The sequence below is a fragment of the Streptomyces sp. IBSBF 3136 genome, assembly GCF_036815105.1.
Taxonomy (GTDB): domain Bacteria; phylum Actinomycetota; class Actinomycetes; order Streptomycetales; family Streptomycetaceae; genus Streptomyces.
In genome coordinates this window covers 1-20,715 of the sequence record NZ_JAJSZC010000010.1, presented here as the reverse complement: position 1 = coordinate 20,715, position 20,715 = coordinate 1, and the positions used below count along the sequence as shown (strand labels likewise).

18 protein-coding genes are annotated in these 20,715 nt (G+C 72.2%); 8 read left to right on the top strand and 10 right to left on the bottom strand.

Annotated features, from left to right (window positions below):
- Positions 1-42: 42 nt before the first annotated feature.
- The gene (locus V7E45_RS03790) at positions 43-1,848 is read right to left on the bottom strand and encodes an ABC transporter ATP-binding protein (RefSeq protein WP_333772614.1); all 1,806 of its coding nucleotides are present in this window, start codon (positions 1,846-1,848) and stop codon (positions 43-45) included.
- A gap of 113 nt (positions 1,849-1,961) precedes the next feature.
- Here V7E45_RS03790 and V7E45_RS03785 point away from each other — a divergent pair, with 113 nt between their 5' ends.
- A complete protein-coding gene (locus V7E45_RS03785) occupies positions 1,962-2,411 on the top strand; it encodes a MarR family winged helix-turn-helix transcriptional regulator (protein WP_333772613.1) in 450 nt (149 codons plus the stop codon).
- A 94-nt stretch (positions 2,412-2,505) separates the two neighbouring features.
- On the opposite strand, the gene V7E45_RS03780 is transcribed toward V7E45_RS03785, so the two are convergent.
- Entirely contained in the window at positions 2,506-4,128 is a 1,623-nt protein-coding gene (locus tag V7E45_RS03780; RefSeq protein WP_333772612.1) for a peptide-N4-asparagine amidase, read from the bottom strand.
- 57 nt (positions 4,129-4,185) lie between these two features.
- Positions 4,186-4,920, bottom strand: a complete 735-nt coding sequence (locus tag V7E45_RS03775; protein ID WP_333772611.1) for a L,D-transpeptidase family protein — start codon at positions 4,918-4,920, stop codon at positions 4,186-4,188.
- A 223-nt stretch (positions 4,921-5,143) separates the two neighbouring features.
- Here V7E45_RS03775 and V7E45_RS03770 point away from each other — a divergent pair, with 223 nt between their 5' ends.
- The 4 genes from V7E45_RS03770 to V7E45_RS03755 all read left to right on the top strand — a co-directional run bounded on the left by V7E45_RS03770 (position 5,144) and on the right by V7E45_RS03755 (position 9,996).
- Positions 5,144-6,970: an ABC transporter ATP-binding protein gene (locus V7E45_RS03770; protein WP_333772610.1), complete on the top strand. Its 1,827-nt coding sequence runs from the start codon at positions 5,144-5,146 to the stop codon at positions 6,968-6,970.
- A complete protein-coding gene (locus tag V7E45_RS03765; protein ID WP_333772609.1) occupies positions 6,967-8,748 on the top strand; it encodes an ABC transporter ATP-binding protein in 1,782 nt (593 codons plus the stop codon). Before V7E45_RS03770 ends, V7E45_RS03765 begins: the two co-directional genes overlap by 4 nt.
- Before the next feature lie 462 nt (positions 8,749-9,210).
- On the top strand, positions 9,211-9,681 hold the full coding sequence (locus tag V7E45_RS03760) for a DUF5709 domain-containing protein (RefSeq protein ID WP_333772608.1): 471 nt from the start codon (positions 9,211-9,213) through the stop codon (positions 9,679-9,681).
- Between the two features lie 51 nt (positions 9,682-9,732).
- Positions 9,733-9,996 (top strand): type B 50S ribosomal protein L31, encoded by a 264-nt coding sequence (locus V7E45_RS03755; RefSeq protein WP_317441933.1) that lies wholly within the window; start codon positions 9,733-9,735, stop codon positions 9,994-9,996.
- A 14-nt stretch (positions 9,997-10,010) separates the two neighbouring features.
- On the opposite strand, the gene V7E45_RS03750 is transcribed toward V7E45_RS03755, so the two are convergent.
- A complete protein-coding gene (locus tag V7E45_RS03750; RefSeq protein WP_333772607.1) occupies positions 10,011-10,805 on the bottom strand; it encodes a metal-dependent hydrolase in 795 nt (264 codons plus the stop codon).
- A gap of 145 nt (positions 10,806-10,950) precedes the next feature.
- Here V7E45_RS03750 and V7E45_RS03745 point away from each other — a divergent pair, with 145 nt between their 5' ends.
- The gene (locus V7E45_RS03745; protein WP_333772606.1) at positions 10,951-13,464 is read left to right on the top strand and encodes a DEAD/DEAH box helicase; all 2,514 of its coding nucleotides are present in this window, start codon (positions 10,951-10,953) and stop codon (positions 13,462-13,464) included.
- A 19-nt stretch (positions 13,465-13,483) separates the two neighbouring features.
- Complete coding sequence (locus V7E45_RS03740; protein ID WP_333772605.1) at positions 13,484-14,350, top strand: acyl-CoA thioesterase; 867 nt, start codon at positions 13,484-13,486, stop codon at positions 14,348-14,350.
- Positions 14,351-14,358: 8 nt separating this feature from the next.
- Here V7E45_RS03740 and V7E45_RS03735 read toward each other — a convergent pair whose 3' ends face one another.
- Both V7E45_RS03735 and V7E45_RS03730 read right to left on the bottom strand, forming a co-directional pair.
- Entirely contained in the window at positions 14,359-15,396 is a 1,038-nt protein-coding gene (locus V7E45_RS03735) for a DUF6397 family protein (protein ID WP_333772604.1), read from the bottom strand.
- A gap of 126 nt (positions 15,397-15,522) precedes the next feature.
- Positions 15,523-15,936, bottom strand: coding sequence for a roadblock/LC7 domain-containing protein (locus tag V7E45_RS03730; protein WP_333772603.1), 414 nt, complete (start codon positions 15,934-15,936; stop codon positions 15,523-15,525).
- Positions 15,937-16,028: 92 nt separating this feature from the next.
- On the opposite strand from V7E45_RS03730, the gene V7E45_RS03725 reads away from it, so the two are divergent.
- Positions 16,029-16,457 carry a PPOX class F420-dependent oxidoreductase gene (locus tag V7E45_RS03725; RefSeq protein WP_333772602.1) on the top strand — a complete coding sequence of 143 codons (429 nt, stop codon included), beginning with the start codon at positions 16,029-16,031 and terminating at the stop codon, positions 16,455-16,457.
- Positions 16,458-16,460: 3 nt separating this feature from the next.
- Here the strand turns inward: V7E45_RS03725 and V7E45_RS03720 are convergent, their stop codons facing one another.
- The 4 genes from V7E45_RS03720 to V7E45_RS03705 all read right to left on the bottom strand — a co-directional run.
- On the bottom strand, positions 16,461-17,063 hold the full coding sequence (locus V7E45_RS03720) for a GTP-binding protein (protein ID WP_333772662.1): 603 nt from the start codon (positions 17,061-17,063) through the stop codon (positions 16,461-16,463).
- A gap of 196 nt (positions 17,064-17,259) precedes the next feature.
- A complete protein-coding gene (locus V7E45_RS03715) occupies positions 17,260-17,673 on the bottom strand; it encodes a DUF742 domain-containing protein (RefSeq protein ID WP_333772601.1) in 414 nt (137 codons plus the stop codon).
- An 18-nt stretch (positions 17,674-17,691) separates the two neighbouring features.
- The gene (locus tag V7E45_RS03710; RefSeq protein WP_333772600.1) at positions 17,692-18,129 is read right to left on the bottom strand and encodes a roadblock/LC7 domain-containing protein; all 438 of its coding nucleotides are present in this window, start codon (positions 18,127-18,129) and stop codon (positions 17,692-17,694) included.
- A partial coding sequence (locus V7E45_RS03705) for a sensor histidine kinase (RefSeq protein ID WP_333772599.1) occupies positions 18,126-20,715 on the bottom strand: 2,590 nt, incomplete at its 5' end. The genes V7E45_RS03705 and V7E45_RS03710, both read right to left, overlap by 4 nt.

The following is a 20,715-nucleotide window of genomic DNA, read 5'->3' as shown; positions in this document are numbered from 1 at the left end:
ACAATCCCGACATATCGTCAGTTTGTCAGTCGTGGTCGCGCGTCAGCCGGCCGCCGGTTCCAGTCGGGCGTCCCGGCGCACCAGGGCGGCATACCGTCCGTCGAGCTCCAGCAGTTCGTCGTGCGTGCCCCGCTCGGCGACCCGGCCGGAGTCCAGCACCACGATCTGGTCGGCACCACGGACGGTGGACAGGCGATGGGCGATGGTGAGGGTCGTCCGGTCGGCCGACAGATTGTCGATGGCCTGCTGGACCGCCGCCTCGGTGCGGTTGTCCAGGGCGCTGGTCGCCTCGTCCAGGATGAGGACCGGCGGGTCCCGCAGAATGGTGCGGGCTATGGCCAGGCGCTGCTTCTCGCCGCCGGAGAAGCGGTGGCCGCGCTCGCCGACCACGGTGTCGTAACCGTCCGGGAGCGCGGCTATGTGGTCGTGGATCTGGGCGGCCCGGGCCGCCGCGTGCAGTTCCTCGTCGGTGGCGTCCGGCTTGGCGAAGCGGAGATTGTCGGCGACCGAGGCGTGGAAGAGGTACGTCTCCTGGGAGACGACGCCGACCGCGCGGGCGAGCGAGTCGAAGTCGAGGTCGCGCACGTCGACGCCGTCGATGGTGACGCGGCCGCCGGTGACGTCGTAGAGCCGGGGCACCAGGTAGCCGAGCGTGGACTTGCCCGCACCGGTCGGGCCCACCACGGCCAGGCTGCCGCCGGCCGGAACGGTGACGTCGATGCCGTCGAGGACGGGCGCACCCTTGCCGTCGTAGCGGAACTGGACGTCTTCGAAGCGGACCTCGCCCTTGATCGAGTCGAGGTGGACGGGCCGGGCGCGCTCGGTGATGTCGATGGGCAGGTCCAGGTACTCGAAGATGCGCTGGAAGAGCGCGAGGGAGGTCTGGATCTGGACGCCGGTGGCCAGCAGGCTCACGGCCGGGCGGAACAGGCCCTGCTGGAGCGAGACGAACGCGACGATGGTGCCGAGCGAGGCTTCCGGGCCGCCGACCTGGAGGGCGAGTCCCGCGGTCCAGTAGATGACGGCGGGCATGGCGGCCATGACGATCGTGATCACCGCCATGCGCCAGCGGCCCGCCATGTTCGACCTCACCTCCAGGTCGACCAGGCGCTCGGACTCCTCGGAGAAGGACGCCGTGAGCGAGTCGGAGCGGCCCATGGTGCGACCGAGCAGGATGCCGCTGACCGACAGCGACTCGGTGACCGTGGCGGCCATCGCGGCCATCTGCTTCTGCCGCTTCGTGGTGATCTTCTTGCGTTCGTTGCCGACACGGCGGCTGATCCACACGAAGACCGGGAGCAGGAGCAGCGAGACGACCGTCAGGCGCCAGTCGAGGGCGATCATCGCGACGATCGTGGCGACCACGCTGGTGGCGTTGGAGACCAGCGAGGTGGCGGTGGAGGTGACGGTGGCCTGCATGCCGCCGATGTCGTTGGCTATGCGGGACTGCACCTCGCCGGTGCGGGTGCGGGTGAAGAAGGCGAGCGACATGCGCTGCAGCCGGCCGTAGACGGCGGTGCGCAGGTCGTGCATGACGCGCTGGCCGACGGTGGTGGAGATCAGCGTCTGCAGCACGCCGAAGACGCTGGAGAGGACGGCGCTGAGGATCATGCCGAGCGCGAGGAGGCTCAGCAGACCCGTGCGGCCGTCGGGGATCGCGACATCGAGGGTCTCCTTGAGCAGGAACGGTGTGGCCACCGAGACCAGCGAGGAGGCGCCGACCAGGACGCCGACGATCGCGAGCCGCCCGCGGTAGGGGCGGAAGAGTTTCAGGATGCGGCGCACCTGCCGGGGCTGTTCGCCCGCGTCGGCGGGTGGGGTCCAGGAGGGTTCACGGTCGGGATGCATGGGCTCCTACGGAGGTGAGCGGGCGCCGGCCCGGACGGGCCGGCGGCGACTGGCGGATCGTAGCTCATTGTTACCTATACTCACAATGAACCGCATCCTGATATTGTTCCCGCATGACCAGCCCCGATCCCGACGGCCTGCTCGCCGAGCAGTTGCTGCGGCTCACCCGCCGGGTGCACCGCATCCAGAAGCGCCACCTGGAGCGGCGCGACGTGGGCGTCACCCCGGCTCAGTCCCGGCTGCTGCGCACCCTCGCGCACTACGGCTCACCCCCGCGCATGGCCGACCTCGCCGAGCGCCTGGAGGTGGTGCCGCGCGCGGTGACGACGCTGGTCGACGGGCTGGAGGCGAGCGGCAAGGTGCGACGGGTCGCGGACCCGACCAACCGGCGGGTGACCCGCATCGAACTGACGGAGGACGGCCGGGCGACCCTGAGCGAGCTGCGCGGGGCACGCCGGTCCGCGGCCGAGGAGATCCTCGCTCCGCTGACGCAGAAGGAACGCGAGGTGCTCGGCGTCCTGCTCGACAACCTGATCGACGGCGAGACCGCCCACCGCTGCTGAACGGCCACGGCCCCCGTTCCCGGAATGGAGCGGGGGCCGTTCACCGCATCCGCGAGGAGCGTCCGGCGAGGGACGTGCTTCCCCGGCGCCGGGATCAGCAGCGGCTGCGGTCCTCGGTCAGCGCCCCCTGCGCCGTGGCGAGTTCCCGGTCGTAGCAGCCGGCGGAACCGTGCACGCGGTAGCGCTCGCGGGAGGTGCCGACCGCGTGCCGCTGGTCGCGCGGGACGTTGACCGTGTACGCGGCGTCCCCGGCGTAGGTGTCGTCGAGCCGCGACCAGGCGGTGCGCCGGCCGTCCCGCCGCTGCACGACGGCCGCCCGGTCCCCGAGGGTGAGCACGGTGCGCAGCCGGTCGTCCGTGCCGAGGGTCGTGGTGCCGTTCATCGTGTACGTCCGGCGGGTGTGCGTCGACCGCTCGGGCCCCTGTCCCCGCACCGCGACGCTCTGGTCGTCCGTCCAGGTCGCGTCCAGGCCGTCCGTGTTCTCGCCGTCGGTCCAGCGGTGCGCCGAGGTGTTGGCGAGGGTGCGGGTGACGGTGGTGGTCACCCGGCCGTGCGAGGTGTCCAGGTAGCCGGAGACGGTGAGCCGGTGCCCGGCCCGCGTGTCCACACGGTTCTCCGGACCGGGCGTGTAGGTGGAGGAGTTGGCGACGTCGCTCGCCGTGTCCTCGGTGAGCCCGCCGGTGACCCGGGCGCGGTGCGCGTCCTGCCAGACCAGGACGTTGACGGGGACGCTCCAGCCGGACTGACCCGCGGGCACGCCCACGACCGAGACCTCGACGCGATGCGGGCGGCCGTCGTTCAGCAACCCGGCGAAGGGGGTGAGGTCGTACTCGACGGGCCGGACGTCGAAGGCGCCCGGCGCGGGCACGACGTACCAGAGGAAGGGGTTGGACCAGCCCCCGGTCCACACGTTGGGGAACGGCGCGGCGATCCCGGCGAGGCGGCCGTCGACCTTGATCTGCACCTCGCGGTACGGCCCGTGGTCGGCCTTGCAGGAGTACGACGCCGGGTCGGCCACCGTCAGGTACCAGAACTCCTCGCAGCCGCCACCCGATCCGGTGGCGTACACCTCGGCGACGACACGCTCACTGTTGCGGGGGGTGGTGAGCGTCGTGCCGTCCGGCGTGTCGGTGAGGGTGAGGACACGGTCGGGGGCGGGGGTCCCGGGACGGCCCGCGTAGAAGGTGAGGGTCGCCCTGACGTCGATGACACCGGTGTAGGTGTCGTCCACGACGTTCCCGATGAGCATCTCGACGTCACGCGGCGAGCGGAAGGTGTCGCTGTACCGGGTGACGTCCTTCTCCACGTGCCACTCGATGCCGTCCGGTGACGGCTCGGGCGTCGAGGTGCGCAAGATCTCGACGCCACCGAGGTGCAGGTAGCCGAGGCGGTCGTACTGCCGGCCCTTCACCTTCCCGTCGAGACGCAGCACGACCTTGCTCCAGCGGTCGCCGCAGCCGCGGGGCGGTGTGTACGCGCCCCGGTAGGGGGTGAAGTCCCGGAACTGCGTGTCGGCCAGAGTGACCTGGCAGGACTTGGTGTGCGGCCGGCCGACGGGCGGGACGGCCGTCACCGGGTCGTGCCAGTCGGTGCCGAACTCGGCGGGGGCGTCCGCGGCCCGGGCGCCGGTGTGCGCCGCGACCGTCCCGGTACCGAGGATCGTGCTCGCCAGAAGGGTCGCCCCGGCGAGCATGGACATGACCATCCGTCTTCTCATGGCCGGTGTTCTACGGGGAGTCGGGCCCACCCCGCAATGAGGCGTCCCGCCATACCGCTAACCCGCCAGATCCGCCTTGTCCCCCATCACCACCACGGGATGCCGCTCCGGATCGAGGGTGCGCAGCAGGTACTCCATGGCCTGCTTCGACGTGCTGACGCAGGCCGACGTGCCGCTGCCGTGGTCCATGTGCAGCCAGATGCTCCCGCCCTTCGCCTGCCCCTGGGGGCGGGTCGGATCGTTCGGCGGGGTCCCCTTGACGCGGTTGTAGTCGATGGCGATCACGTAGTCGAAGTCGTGCCAGTGCGACCTGGCCCACCAATGGGGTGCCGCGATGGACGGGTCCTGCGTGTACGGCAGTGCGGCGCCGGGATCCTTGAGCACTCCGCCCGCGTCGGTGAGGGAGAACACACCGACGGGGCTGCGCCGGTCGCCCTCGTGGTGGTCGAGGGTCCAGCCCTTCTTGCCGTTGTGCGCCGGCCAACTGCGCACCCGCTGCCATACCGTGCCCTGCTTGGCGTAGAGCACGACCGTGGAGTCCGCCGAGTCCTTGCCTTCGCCGTAGACGGCCACGACCTGTCGGGAGTTCGCCGGGATGCGCTCGCGCAGCCGGGCGCCGACCCCCGGGACGACGTGCGAGTCGCGACCGCCCGCACCGGACCGCGCCGCCTGCCCGCCCGGTTGCGGGTCGCTGTGTCCGCGTCCTCCCGCGCCGCACGCGGTCAGGGCCGCCACAAAGGTTCCGAAAGCCGCCACCGCTGCTGTCACTCGCCGCACACTGTCGATCTGCACGCGCCCATGGTGACATCCCGTCGGCCGATCATGCGATCTTCCGGACATTCACCCCACCGGGCGGCCGCCCCGGCGGACGGAGCTCCGGCTCGTCCACGGCACCTGGCCGGAACCCGGCGGATTTCATGGACCGTCCGGGAAAATCGATTGAAATCCACCGCTCTGCGACGCGACCCTGTCACGGCTTGCCGCCGCCCTCCCCGCCACGAGCCACTGGGACGTCATGCAGATTCAAGACCTTCCGTACTCCAACCCTGGCGTACCAGACGCGCGTTCGGGCCCACGCCTGCTGTGGTGGCTCTGGCGCAACCAACTGGGCGGCCAGCTCAAGGCGCTGGCCTGGGGGCTGCTGCACTTCGTGTCGGTCTCCGCCATGCCCTTCTGCGTCGGACTCGCCGTGCAAGCGGTCATCGACCGCTCCGGCACCCGGCTCGCCCTGGCCGGCGGCCTGTTGGCGCTGTGCGGCACGGGCACCGCCGTCGGCGACACCTTCCTGCACCGGACCGCCGTCACCAACTGGATCACCGCCGCGGCCCGGGTCCAGCAGTTGCTCGCGCGCAAGGCGGCCCAGTTGGGGTCCGCGCTGACCCGGCGGGTCGCGGCCGGCGAGGTGGTGGCGGTGTCCACCGGTGACGTGGAGAGGATCGGCTGGTTCGTCGAGGGCGTCTCCCGCTTCACCGCGGCCGCCCTCACGGTCCTCGTGGTCTGCGTGGGACTGGCCGTCTACCAGCCCGCTCTCGGACTCGTCGTCGCCGTGGGCCTGCCGGTCGTGGCGCTCGCCGTGCTGCCCCTGCTGCCCCGGGCCACCCGCCGGGCCGACGTCCAGCGCGCGAAGGCGGGCCGGGCGACCGAACTCGCCTCGGACACGGTCGCGGGCCTGCGCGTGCTGCGCGGGATCGGCGGCGAGGAACTGTTCCTCGACCGCTACCGCCGCGCCTCACAGGAAGTGCGCCACGCGGCCGTGCGCAGCGCCCGCATGTGGTCGCTGATCTCCGCGATCCAGGTGCTCCTGCCCGGCCTGCTGCTGGTCGCCGTCGTCTGGCACGGGGTCGGCCTGGCCCGGCAGGGACGGATCACGGTCGGCGAACTCGTCACCGTCTACAGCGCGGTCATGATTCTCAACTACCCGCTGCGGCACTTCGAGGAGATCGCCATGGCGTACTCCTTCTCCCGGCCCGCGGCGAAACGGGCCGCGGGCGTGCTGTCCCTGGAGCGGTCCACCTCGGCCGACGGCTCCCGCGGGGCTGAGGTGCCCGGCGGCGACCTGTACGACCCGGGCACCGGTCTGCTCGCCGCCTCGGGCCGGCTCACCGCGGTGGTGTGCGGCGACCCGGACGCGGCCGGCCGGCTCGCGGAACGGCTGGGCGGCCACCCCACCGAACCGGGCCCCTCGGTCCTGCTCGGTGGAGTCGCCCTGGACGAACTCCCGCTGGACAGCGCCCGCACCGCCGTCCTCGTCCAGGACAAGGACCCGGTACTGCTGTCCGGGTCGCTGCGCGACCTGCTCGACGTCCCCGCCTCCGGCGCCGTGGCGGCGGCGGACGCGCTGGCGGCCGCCCAGTGCGAGGACGTGCTGGACGCCCTGGTGCAGGGCTCGCTGGAGACCGCCGACCCGATGGACGCCCGCATCACCGAGCGCGGCCGCTCCCTGTCGGGCGGCCAGCGCCAGCGGCTCGCGCTCGCCCGCTCTCTCGTCACCGACCCCGAGGTGCTGGTGCTGGACGAACCGACCTCCGCCGTCGACTCGCACACCGAGGCCCGCATCGCGGACGGCCTGCGACGGCTGCGCGCGGGGCGGACGACGGTCGTGTTCACCTCCTCACCGCTGTTGCTGGACCGCGCGGACCGGGTGGCCCTCGTCCACGAGGGCTCGGTCGCCGCGGTGGGCGCACACCGCGAACTGCTGGACACCGAGCCGCGGTACCGGGCCGTGGTGACACGCGAGACCGACGACGAGGCGGCCGTAGCCGGCGCCGAGGCAGATCTGGCCGGGGACAGCGCCCTGCTGGCCGCCCTGGAGAACCTGGAAGAGATCGAGGAGAGCGCATGATCGGCGTCGCGCCACCGGCGTACGACCCGGCGGCCCCGACGACCGCCACCACCCTGCCCGTCGGCGCCGCCGCGACCGTGCGCGCCTACGTGGCCGAGCTGTTCCGCAGGCACCGCCGGGCCTTCCTGCTGCTGATCGCCGTCAACACCGTCGCCGTCGTCGCCTCCATGGTGGGCCCCTACCTGCTCGGTGGCCTCGTCGAGCGGGTGTCGGACGGGGCCCGGGAAACACATCTCGGCCTGACCGCCGGTCTGTTCCTGCTCGCCCTCGTCGTCCAGGCCGGTTTCGTACGGCAGGTGCGGCTGCGGGGCGCCGTGCTCGGCGAGCGAATGCTGGCCGATCTGCGCGAGGACTTCCTGGTCCGCTCGGTGGGACTGCCGCCGGGCGTACTGGAGCGGGCGGGCACGGGCGACCTGCTCTCCCGCATCACCACCGACATCGACCGCCTCGGCAACGCCATGCGCGAGGCCGTGCCGCAGCTGGCGATCGGCTTCGTGTGGGCCCTGCTGCTGCTCGGCGGTCTCGTCGTGACGGCCCCGCCGCTCGCGGCCGCCGTGCTCCTCGCGGTACCGGTTCTGGTCGCGGGGTGCCGCTGGTACTTCAAGCGGGCGCCCGCCGGCTACCGCTCCGAGGCCGCCGGGTACGCCGCCGTCGCCGCCGCGCTCGCCGAGACGGTGGACGCTGGCCACACCGTCGAGGCGCACCGCCTCGGGGCCCGACGCATCGCCCTGTCGGAGCGGCGGATCAAGGAGTGGACCGCCTGGGAGCGTTACACCCTGTGGCTGCGGTCCGTGCTCTTCCCGGTGATCAACGCCGTCCACGTCATCGTGCTCGGCTCGGTCCTCATGGTCGGCGGCGCCTTCGTGCTCAAGGGCTGGATCGGGGTCGGGCAGCTGACGACGGGCGCGCTGATCGCCCAGATGCTCGTCGACCCGGTGAACCTCATCCTGCGCTGGTACGACGAGGTGCAGGTCGCACAGGTGTCGCTGGCCCGTCTGGTCGGGGTGCGGGACATCGAGCCGGACGCCGGGGACACCTCGGTCGCTCCCGGTGGGCGGGACGTGCACGCCGACCGGGTGCTCTTCGGTTACCGCGAGGGCGTCGACGTGCTGCGCGAGGTGTCCCTCCAGGTCGCCCCGGGCACCCGGCTGGCTCTGGTCGGACCCTCGGGCGCGGGCAAGTCCACGCTGGGCAGGCTGCTCGCCGGCATCTACGCGCCCCGGCACGGCCGCGTCACCCTCGGCGGCGCGGAGCTGTCCCGGATGCCGGCCGAGCGGGTCCGCTCGCACGTGGCCCTCGTCAACCAGGAGCACCATGTCTTCGTCGGCTCCCTGCGCGACAACCTGCTGCTGGCCCGCACCGGCGCGACCGACGCCGAGCTGTGGGTGGCGCTGGGTGCGGTCGACGCGGACGCCTGGGCGCGAGCGCTGGACGACGGGCTGGACACCGAGGTGGGCTCCGGCGGGCTGGCGCTGACCCCGGCACAGGCCCAGCAGATCGCGCTGGCCAGGCTGGTCCTGGCCGATCCGCACACCCTGGTCCTGGACGAGGCGACCTCGCTGCTCGACCCGCGCGCGGCCCGCCACCTGGAGCGGTCCCTGGCCCGCGTCCTCGACGGCCGCACCGTGGTCGCCATCGCCCACCGCCTGCACACCGCGCATGACGCGGACGTGATCGCCGTCGTGGAGAACGGCCGCATCAGCGAGCTGGGCAGCCACGACGAGCTGGTCGCGGCGCAGGGCGCGTACGCGGCGCTCTGGCGCTCGTGGCACGGGTGAGGCCGCACCGGGTCGAGCGGGGCCCGGGTACGAGGGGTCGCCTGTGCGTCGCGGTGCGTGGTGCGGTGGGCGGTGACGCGCCCACTCCGCCTCCCTGATCCGGCCCGGCACGGCATCCGCCCCGGGCCCGGGCCCGGCCACAGGCGCGCGGACGGGGATCGGTGACGGCAGCCGGACCAGGCCGGATGGGCGCGCGCGGGCCCATCCGGGCGACGAGGCGCGCACCGGCCCAGGCACCAGGGGCGACTCCATGGGCGCGGCCGGGCCGCGGCGTGGGGCGGCGGTACGGGGCCCGTGCCGTTGCGGAGTGCCGAACAGGGGTGGAAGGCTGGATAGCGGCACAGGCTCGGGGAAGGACAGGGAGCCCTCCGGTTCCCGCCATGTGCGACCCGTGCCGAGCGTGCCGGCGGTGCGCCGCCCCTCACGGGGGGACGAGGCCGCTCTCACCACCAGGAGGTACCCGTGGACAGCGCCGACGGATGGGGGGACGACGTCTACCAGCCCGATCCCTCGGAGATCCCGGAGGACTCGGGCGTGCTCGACGTCGAGGACACACTGGACTTCGACGGCGTCGAGGACCCCCTGGACCGCGGCTGGTCCCCTCCCGAGCGGCCGTGGGCGGTGGAGCACACCGGGGTGACGGCACGCGAGCGCCTGACCGGGGAGACGCTCGACCAGCGGCTCGCGGAAGAGCTGCCCGATGCCGAGGCGCCGGACGGTGACGGCATCGGCGACTGCGACGGCGGCGACGGGGAACCGCTGGACAACGAGGTCGGCCATCTGCGCTCCGGCCGCCTGGTCGCCCCGGACGAGGGTGCGCACGAGGACGAGGAGAGCGCCCTCGTCGCCACCGACGTCGGCATCGACGGGGCCGCCGCCTCCGCCGAGGAGGCCGCGATGCACATCGTCGACGAGGACTCCGCGTCCGGCTGACACGTACGGGGCCGACGCCCCCTGGCCGACCTTCCCGCCCGAGGAGCCGCCATGCAGCAGGACAAGCACCCCGAGTACCGGCCCGTGGTCTTCCGCGACCGCGCCGCCGGTTACGCCTTCCTCACCCGCTCGACCGCGAACAGCGAGCAGACCATCGAGTGGGACGACGGCGAGACGTACCCGGTGATCGACGTGGAGATCTCCTCCGAGAGCCACCCCTTCTACACGGGCAAGGCCCGCACGGTGGACACCGAGGGACGCGTCGCCCGGTTCGAGCGCCGGTACGGCGGGGCGGGGCCCGACGGGACGACCTGAGGGAGCCCGGAGCCTCAGATCACGTTGAGCGCCGCCGCGCAGCCCACTCCCCCGAGCACCATGAACACGGGCATGAGCACCCTCAGCTCCACCCAGCTGCCCGCCCGGAACCGCAGCGGCTTCGGCAGGCCCAGCGGGTACCAGCGCTTGCGGCCCACCGGGATCGGCCACAGGATCGGGCAGCCGGACACCGTCAGCGCGTCCCCGATGTCGTGCACCAGGGCGCCCAGCACGATCGGCAGCCCCAGCCACAGGTACTGTTGGCCCGGCTCGGTGAACAGCCAGTCGGAGCCGTTGCCCGGCTTGTCCAGGATTCCGGCGAGGATCCAGGCGCTCGTCGCCGCGAGCAGCCAGACCAGGACGTCGCTGCTGGAGCCCCGGGCCGCCCGCCACAGCAGGCCCTCGATGGCCAGCACCATGTGCACGAACAGGATCGCCAGCACCGCCCAGCGCCCGCCGGCGATCGCCGTCGCCGAGCTGCCCGCGCCGCAGAGGACCGCCCACAGCCAGGTGTGCGTCAGCGTGCGGTGGCCTCCCGAGCGGCGCGCGTCGCCCTTCATCCGGGTCGCCTTGTAGACGGCGTAGGACAGCTTGTCCACGATCTCGCAGATCCACCGCGAGATCGGCCCGAAGGCCCGCGAGATGGTGGCCGCCTTGTGGTCCAGGTCCGGGGCGAGGGCGGCGCCGGCGCAGATCAGTGCGCCGACCAGCAGCACCGGCCAGGGCATCGGGTGCCCGGCAGCGGCGGCCGCCGCTCCGACGCCGAGCCAGGCCGCGGCCCCCGACAGTGAGTGTGCTGGTCCCATCATGGCCGCTTCCCGCCCCATTCCTCATGTGCCGCTGTCCAGTTGACCTGGTGCGCTGACCCTCGGTCGGCGACACAGCGTAGCGGCCATGATCGTCATCTCCGCAGCCGATTCCCCCCTGACGGGGAAGGCCAGGCAAGATGGGGGCGTGACCCTCATCGATCAGTTGCCGCCGACCGCCGACCCCGACGCCCTGTACGAAGCCTTCGAGTCGTGGGCCCAGGAGCGCGGTATCACCCTCTACTCCCACCAGGAGGAGGCGCTGATCGAGGCGGTCTCGGGGGCGAACGTGATCGTCTCGACCCCGACCGGTTCCGGCAAGAGCATGATCGCCGCGGGCGCCCACTTCGCCGCGCTGGCCCGCGACGAGGTCACCTTCTACACGGCCCCGATCAAGGCGCTGGTGTCGGAGAAGTTCTTCGAGCTGTGCAAACTCTTCGGCACCGAGAACGTCGGCATGCTCACCGGCGACGCATCCGTGAACGCCGACGCGCCCGTGATCTGCTGCACCGCCGAGGTGCTGGCGTCGATCGCGCTGCGCGACGGCAAGGGCGCGGACGTCGGCCAGGTGGTCATGGACGAGTTCCACTTCTACGCGGAGGGTGACCGCGGCTGGGCCTGGCAGATCCCGCTGCTGGAACTCCCGCAGGCCCAGTTCATCCTGATGTCGGCCACCTTGGGTGACGTGTCCTTCTTCGAGAAGGACCTCGCCCGTCGCACCGGCCGCCCCACCTCGGTGGTCCGCTCGGCCACCCGCCCGGTGCCGCTGTCCTACGAGTACGAGTTCACCCCGCTGACCGAGACGCTGACCGACCTGCTGCAGAGCAAGCAGGCGCCGGTGTACATCGTGCACTTCACCCAGGCGCAGGCCGTCGAGCGCGCCCAGGCGCTGATGAGCATCAACATGTGCTCGCGCGAGGAGAAGGAGCAGATCGCCGAGCTGATCGGCAACTTCCGCTTCACCACCAAGTTCGGCCGCAACCTCTCCCGTTACGTCCGCCACGGCATCGGCGTCCACCACGCCGGCATGCTGCCCAAGTACCGGCGCCTGGTGGAGAAGCTCGCCCAGGCCGGGCTGCTGAAGGTCATCTGCGGCACGGACACCCTCGGTGTGGGCGTCAACGTGCCCATCCGGACCGTTCTGTTCACCGCGCTGACCAAGTACGACGGCAGCCGGGTGCGCACGCTGCGTGCCCGCGAGTTCCACCAGATCGCGGGACGGGCCGGCCGGGCCGGTTTCGACACCGCCGGGCTGGTCGTGGCACAGGCGCCCGAGCACGTCATCGAGAACGAGAAGGCCCTCGCCAAGGCGGGCGACGATCCGAAGAAGCGCCGCAAGGTGGTGCGCAAGAAGGCGCCGGAGGGCTTCGTCGGCTGGACGGAGAACACCTTCGAGAAACTGATCACCTCCGAGCCCGAGCCGCTGACCTCGCGCTTCAGGGTGACCCACACGATGCTGCTGTCGGTGATCGCCCGTCCCGGCAACGCCTTCGACGCGATGCGCCACCTCCTGGAGGACAACCACGAGCCGCGCAGGCAGCAGCTCCGGCACATCCGGCGGGCCATCGCCATCTACCGCTCGCTGCTGGACGGCGGGATCGTGGAGAAGCTCGACAAGCCGGACGCCGAGGGCCGTATCGTCCGGCTCACCGTCGACCTCCAGCAGGACTTCGCCCTCAACCAGCCGCTGTCCACGTTCGCGCTCGCCGCGTTCGAACTGCTCGACCCGGACTCGCCCTCCTACGCCCTCGACATGGTGTCCGTGGTCGAATCCACCCTGGACGACCCGCGGCAGATCCTCGTCGCCCAGCAGAACAAGGCGCGCGGTGAGGCCGTGGCCGCGATGAAGGCCGACGGCGTCGAGTACGAGGAGCGCATGGAGCGCCTCCAGGACGTCACGTACCCGAAGCCGCTGGAGGAGCTGCTCTTCCACGCCTACAACACCTACCGCAAGAGCCACCCCTGGGTCGGTGACCACCCGCTGTCGCCGAAGTCGGTCATCCGGGACATGTACGAACGGGCGCTGTCCTTCACGGAACTGGTGTCCTTCTACGAGCTGGCCCGCACGGAGGGCATCGTGCTGCGCTACCTGGCCAGCGCCTACAAGACCCTCGACCACACCATCCCGGACGACCTGAAGTCCGAGGACCTGCAGGATCTGATCGAGTGGCTGGGCGAGATGGTCCGCCAGGTCGACTCCAGCCTGCTGGACGAGTGGGAGCAGCTGGCCAACCCCGCGGAGATGACCGCCGAGGAGGCCCAGGAGAAGGCCGACGAGGTCAAGCCGGTCACCGCCAACGCGCGCGCCTTCCGGGTCCTGGTCCGCAACGCCATGTTCCGCCGGGTGGAGCTGGCCGCCCTTGACCAGGTCGGGGAACTGGGCGAGCTGGACGGCGAGGCCGGCTGGGATGCCGAGGCGTGGGGCGAGGCGATGGACAAGTACTGGGACGAGTACGACGATCTCGGCACCGGCCCCGACGCCCGCGGCCCCAAGCTGCTCATCATCAAGGAGGAGCCGGAGAACGGCCTCTGGCGGGTCCGCCAGATCTTCGACGATCCCAGTGGCGACCACGACTGGGGCATCAGCGCGGAGATCGACCTCACGGCCTCGGACGCCGAGGGCCGTGCGATCGTGCGCGTCACCGATGTCGGTCAGCTGTGAGCACTGGAGAATCCCACCGATGACGAACCCGGCCGAGAGACTGGTCGACCTACTTGACCTGGAGCAGATCGAGGTCAACATCTTCCGTGGCCGAAGCCCGCAGGAATCACTGCAACGGGTCTTCGGCGGCCAGGTGGCGGGCCAGGCCCTGGTCGCCGCCGGGCGCACCACGGACGGCGACCGCCCGGTGCACTCGCTGCACGCGTACTTCCTGCGCCCGGGCCGGCCGGGCGTGCCGATCGTGTACCAGGTGGAGCGGGTCCGCGACGGACGGTCGTTCACGACGCGCCGGGTCACGGCCGTGCAGCAGGGACGCACGATCTTCAATCTGACCGCCTCCTTTCACAAGCCTGAGGAAGGACCGTTCGAGCACCAGCTGCCGCCGGCCCGCGAGGTGCCGGACCCGGAGTCGCTGCCGACGGTGACCGAGGAGATCCGCAAGCACCTGGGCGCGCTGCCGGAGCAGCTGGAGCGCATGGCGCGCCGTCAGCCCTTCGACATCCGTTACGTCGACCGGCTGCGCTGGAACGCCGGGGAGATCGAGGGGGCCGAGCCGCGGAGCGCCGTGTGGATGCGCGCGGTCGGACCGCTCGGTGACGACCCCCTCGTGCACACCTGCGCGCTGACCTACGCGAGCGACATGACGCTCCTGGACGCGGTCCGGATCCCGGTCGAACCCCTGTGGGGAACGCGGAACTTCGACATGGCCTCCCTGGACCACGCCATGTGGTTCCACCGTCCGTTCCGTGCGGACGAGTGGTTCCTGTACGACCAGGAGTCCCCGATCGCCACCGGCGGGCGCGGCCTTGCCCGGGGGCGCATCTACGACCTGCGCGGCCGGCTGCTGGTGTCGGTCGTCCAGGAAGGGCTGTTCCGGGCCCTCTAGCGCCGCGTTCAGACCCCCGCGGGCCTGGGGGTTCTGCGTCGCAGCCAGCCCCGCAGACCGCGGGCGGCCCGCGTCGCCGTCGGTCCGCGCCCGTCGCCCGGGACCGTCGGCGGCGCGGTGGGTGCGGCGTGCGGTGCCGCCGGGCCTCGGACGGCCCCGGCGTTCCCGCTGCCCCCGGGGTTCTCGCCGTGCGGTGCCGCATAGCGCACGGGCCGGGGGTGTCGTGCCGCCGGACGCATGGCGGGTTCGGTGCGCCGCGGGGTCGGGCGCGGCGCCGACGTGTGGGCGCGTGCCTCCTCCGCCACGCGCCCCAGTTCGCTGCGCAGCCAGCCGATCTCGTCCGCGTCCTGTGCCGTCATGAGTTCCTCGGCGAGGAGGGCGGAGGGAGAGCCCGGAGCCCCATGGTCCGGCGGGGCCGGGCGGTATCGGTTCAGGTGGGCGCGTTCGTACGGATCCTTGACGACGTCGTGGACGTCGACGAGCGGGAGCAGGGCGGCCAGGGCACCGGCTCGCGCCCACGGGTCGTCGGCCTTGCGCAGCAGGAACCCGAGATGCCGTCCGCGCCAGTTGCGGGCCCGCAGGTCCACTCCTGCCGCGAGCTGGCCTCGCAGGGTCTCGGGGGTGCGGCCCTTGAGCAGGCGGGCGTTCACGCCCTGTGCGGCGAAATGCCGCAGTTCTTCGGCCAGATAGAGCCAGACCACGGCTCGGTAGCGGTTCACGTAGAAGCGCACCGGCACCAGCAGACCCAGGCGTGCGAGCCGGGTGAAGCGGCCCGCCGGGATGTGCATGAGCGCGGCCCCTTCGGCCGTACCCACCACGTGTACGCGTTCGATGAGGGTGCCGGGGAAGCCTGGCTCGGCGCGCAGCCGATCGATCTCGGCCCGCTCCACCCGGCGGCCGCCGCCCCCGCTCTCGTCGGGCACCGTGCGGATACGGCCGAGGTGTACGGCGAGGTCGAAGTCGGCTCGCTTCAAGCCCAGTTCACGAGCTGCGCGGCCCGGCGAGCAGGTGGCGGGGCGGGATGGGACGAAGGTGCTGTCCGGCATGGTGGTACTCCCCCGTGGAGCGGATGGCTCACGCCCTGCGCGTTCGCCGTGCACTCACCGTAGCCATTCACGCACGTTCCGTGTCCGCCTGTGGACAACCCCGCCCGGGGCTGAAGAACGCGCAGGTCAGAGGTCGGTCGAGGAGGGCCACTCCGGGTGCCGGGCGTCCACGCCGAGGTGCTCGCCGACGCGGTTGACGAGCAGCGTCATCTCGTAGGCGATCTGACCGATGTCGGCTTCCGCGCCGCTGAGTACGCACAGGCAGCTGCCGGTACCGGCGGCGGTCACGAACAGCACGGCGTCGTCGTACTCGATCATCGTCTGGCGTACCGTGCCCGCCCCGAAGTGGCGTCCCGACCCCTTGGCCAGGCTGTGCAGTCCGGAGGCGACCGCGGCCAGATGCTCGGCGTCCTCGCGCCGAAGGCCCGTGCTCGCTCCCGTGACCAGCCCGTCGTTGGAGAGGACCAGTGCGTGCCGTACGTGGTCCACCCGTTGGGTCAGGTCGTCCAGGAGCCAGCCGAGTCCCTGGTTGTGCGCCATGTTCCGTCTCCCCGTGTGACGTCTCCCCCTGGCTGGAGGATCTGTGCGCCAGCCTTCCCCACGACCGGCGTCCGGGCAAGCAGGATGGGCGTATGGCACAGAAGATGACCGATGAGGAATGGCGGGCGTTCGTCTCGAACGGCACCCGAACCGGCAAGTTGTCCACCGTCAGTGCCGATGGGAGCCCACATGTGGCCCCGATCTGGTTCCTGCTGGACGGGGACGAACTGGTCTTCAACACCGGGAAGGAGACGGTGAAAGGGCGCAATCTCGCCCGTGACGGACGTGTCGCCCTGTGCGTGGACGACGACCGGCCCCCGTTCCACTTCGCCGTCCTGACCGGACGGGCCCGGCTGTCCGAGGAGCTGGACGAGGTGCGCCTATGGGCCACCAGGATCGCCACCCGGTACATGGGCGAGGAGCGCGCCGAGGAGTACGGCGCCCGCAACGGCGTTCCGGGCGAACTGCTGGTGCGGGTCGCCGTGGACAAGGTGGTGGCGGTCAAGGATCTGGCCGCCTGAGGCTCATCCCACGGAGTCGAGGAGCCGGGCGGTGTGCATCCGCCCGGCGTACTCGACGAGGCTGATCAGCACCTCCTTGCCGGAGTCCCGGTCGCGCGCGTCGCACAGGACCACCGGGGTGCCCTGGTCCAGGTCGAGGGCCCGGGAGACGTCGCGGGCACCGTAGCCGCGTGTTCCGGGGAAGCAGTTGACGGCCACCACGAAGGGGATGCGCCGGTGCTCGAAGTAGTCGACGGCCGGGAAGCAGTCCTCCAGCCGACGGGTGTCGGCGAGGACGACGGCGCCGAGGGCGCCCTGGGAGAGTTCGTCCCACAGGAACCAGAAGCGGTCCTGCCCCGGTGTGCCGAAGAGGTAGAGGGAGAGGCCGGAGCGGATGGTGATGCGCCCGAAGTCCATGGCGACGGTCGTGGTGACCTTCTGGTCCACGCCGTCGGTGTCGTCCACCAACTGGCCTGCCTCGCTCAGCAGTTCCTCCGTGCGCAGCGGGCGGATCTCGCTGACGGCCCCGACGAGGGTCGTCTTGCCGACTCCGAAGCCGCCGGCGACCAGTATCTTCAGGGCCAGGGCGGAGATGTCGCCGGCGGTGTCGGGGTGCTCGGAGACCATGATCACTTCTCTCGGATGGCAGCATCGGTCGGTGTCGAGGTGCTCGGAACGAGAAGTCAGCATCATGGCAACTCCGGCGCCTCTCCGGTGGGCTGGAGCGAAATACGCCTGATGTGACCGGGTCTCGCACGCTTGGTTACGGAACGCTTACTGAATCGGAGTGCGTCGGGGCGCTCGTCGGCTGGGAAACGTTCATCTACAGCGCCCGCAGTCCTTCGATCACTTCACGAAGGATGCGTTCGTCGGGCAGGTGGGCCGGGGGCACCGGGCGGCTGATCGTGACGCGGCCCAGTTCCAGGAGGTCGCCGAGGAGCACCCTGATCACGCCCACCGGGAGGTCGGCGTCGGCCGCGAGTTCGGCGACCGACTGGGTCTCGCTGCGGCACAGTTCGATCAGGGCCAGGTGTTCGGGGCCGAGCGCGGGTTCGTCGTCGGCCACCGGTGCCGTGGGATCGAGGGTGACGAGGGCGATCAGGTCGAAGTGCACACCGGTGGGGCCGGACTGGGTGCGGCCGCCGGTCATCGCGTAGGGACGGACCAGGGGCCCGGCCTCGCCGTCGTACCACTGGCTGCCCTGTTCCTGCGGGCCGCCGGTTCGGCTCTCGGTCATGGGTGCCGCCCTTCCGGCTCATCCGGCGGCGTGCGGCCGCGCGGAGAGGCGTGGGGCGGTGCGCAGATGCTCGCCCACGCGCTTGACCAGGCGTGCCATCTCGTAGGCGACCAGGCCGATGTCCGCCGTGACGGCGGTGAGCACGGCGAGGCAGGAGCCTTCGCCGGCCGCGGCGACGAACAGGAAGGCGTCGTCCATCTCGACCATGGTCTGGCGCACTCCGCCGGCCCCGAAGTGCCGGCCGGCGCCCTTGGCGAGGCTGTTGAAGCCGGAGGCCACGGCGGCCAGGTGTTCCGCGTCCTCCCGGGTGAGACCGGTGGAGGCGCCGACCGCCAGGCCGTCGTTGGAGAGCACGACGGCGTGCCGTACCTCGCCCACGCGCATCACCAGGTCGTCCAGCAGCCAGTCGAGTTCGCCGGACCGCTGGGCGGTTCTTGTGTTCGGGTCCTGGATCATGCCGGGTCTCCTTCGGTGGTGTCACGGCTCGTTCGGGGTGCGCGGGCGGCACCGCGACCGGGTTGCCTGCCACCACCGCGGGTCCAGCCGGCGCGGTAGGCCGTCATGCGGTCCCGCACGAGTTCGGGGGTGCGCGCGGCGTCGCCGTGCGGCTCGGGCTCCGGTTCGGGCGTTTCGGGGCGCTGGCGGCGGAGCTGGGGTGCGAGGCTCGCCTGCCGTACCCGGCGCGGGAGGTTGTCGGAGGATTCGGAGTCGTCGGGCGCACGGTGCAGCCTCAAGGTGGCGACTCCCGGGGGCGGTGGTTCGGGTGCTGTCGGCGGGGGCCGGTGCCGGGACGGCGGAGGTTCGTGTGCGGACCGACGGGGCTCGTCCGCGGGCGTCGGAGCGGCCGGGGCGGTGGCGGCGAGGGCGGGTCGGCCGTCCTGGGCGGTGACGGCGGTGGCCGGCGGTGGCGCGTCGGGCACGCGCGCGTGGGCGTGCGGCTGCTCCGCCCGGGCCGGTGCCTCCGCGTGGCGGGGGTGGTCCTGCCGGCCGGGGCGCTGCGCGGAGCCGGTGTGCAGCAGGGCGGTGGGCAGCAGCACGACGGCGGTGGTGCCGCCGTAGGGCGAGGTGCGCAGGAGCACTTTGATGTCGTGCCGTGAGGCGAGGCGGCTGACGACGAACAGTCCGAGGCGGTCGCTGTCGAACAGGTCCAGTGCCTCGGACTGCTCGATGCGCCGGTTGGCGTCCGCGAGGGTGTCGGCGCCCATGCCGAGGCCCCGGTCCTCGACCTCGAGGACGTAGCCGTTGCCGACGGGTTCGCCGGTGACGCGCACCCGCGTGTGGGGCGGGGAGAACTGTGCGGCGTTCTCGACGAGTTCGGCGAGAAGGTGGGTGAGGTCGGCCACCGCGGTGCCGTTGACGAACGCCTCGGGGAGCTGACGGACCTCCACGCGCGCGTAGTCCTCGATCTCGGAGACGGCCGCGCGGACCACGTTCGTCAGCGACACGGGCATGCGCCAGGCCCTGCCGGGTGCGGCTCCGGAGAGGATGATCAGGCTCTCCGCGTGGCGCCGCATCCGGGTGGTGAGGTGGTCGAGCCGGAAGAGATCGCTCAGCTCGTCGGGGTCGTCGGAGCGTCGCTCCATGCTGTCCAGGAGGCTGAGCTGGCGGTGGACCAGCACCTGGCTGCGCCGGGCCAGGTTGACGAAGACCCCGGAGATGCCGCTGGCGAGTTCGGCGCGCTCCACGGCCGCGCGCAGTGCGGCTCGGTGCACGGTGGTCAGGGCTTCGGCGACCTGGCCGGCCTCGTCCTCGGCGGGCGGCCCGGCGGGAGTCTCGGCCTGGATGTCGATCTCCTCCCCCGCGCGCAGTCTCCGCATCGCCTCGGGGAGTTTGCGGCGCGCGATCTCCAGGGCGTCGTTGCGCAGGCTCACCAGCTCGACCACCAGGGCGCGGCCGATGCGGACGGAGATGACGAGGGAGGCGGCGACGGCGGCCAGACCGAAGACCACAGCGGCGCCCGCAGGACTGAGCAGGCCGCGCGCGAACGGGTCGGCGCGGCCGGCGACGGCACGGCCCGTGTCCGTGGCGATGGCGCGCATGCCGTCCTGCACGCGCGCGTGGGCGATGTTCCATGTGCTCTCGGGTGCCGTGTCGACGTCCTTCGCACCGGGACCGGCGGCGAGCAGCCTGTCCTCGGTGGCGGCGAGCGAAGTGTAGGCGTGGCCGCCGGCCAGGTCGCGCCAGGCGTCGCGCTGCGTGCCGGGCAGGTCGGCGACGGCCGCGTCGGTGAGGGTGCGGCGGGTGGCGACGGCCGCGCCGAACAGCCGCAGCCGTTCGCCCTGGAGGCCGGCTGCCGGGCGTGCGCTGCCGAGGACGGCGTCCTCCTGGGCGAGCGCTTCGGCGGCCCGCGAGAACTCGAGCAGCACACGCGCGTCCGCGCCCACGTCGGCCTGCTGTACGCCGGTCAGGGCGCCGTCCACGGTGAAGGCCGTGGCGATGGTCGTCGTGTACCGGGCGTACACCTCGTTCCAGCGGGCCGTGCGGTCGTGTACGGCGGTGCGCACCACGCGCAGACGCTCGGCACCGCTGACGAAGGCCTCAAGGCGTGTGGCGACCCCGGCGGGCAGTTCCCGGCTGTCGGCGACCGTGCTGTCGTCGCCGAGCCGCAGCCTGGCCACGGCGCGGTCGGTGCGGGCGGCGAGGCCTTCGAGGTCGTCACCGCCGCTCCCGGTGGCGCCGGGGTCGGCCGCGTGGCGCACGGCGGCGGCCCGTTCGACCTGCAGCGCGGTGACGGCGGCGGCCACCGGCGCCCTCAGCTCGTCCTCGACCTGCTGGGACTGGCGCAGCCGGGCGACGTTCTGGGCGGTGCTGACGGTGGCGTACGCCCACAGGGCGAGCAGCGAGACGACGGGCACCATCAGCAGGCAGACGACCTTGGCCCGCACCGTGCGGGGGCGCATGTACCGGCGGCCCGCGCCCGGGGAAGTGATGACCGGCGGTATCTCGCCGGCGTGGCCGGCGCTCTCGTCGGCCGGTGGTCTTGCGTGGGCGCGGCGGCCGCGGGGCGCGGGCGGGTCTGTCCCGCTGGATCGGCGACGGCCG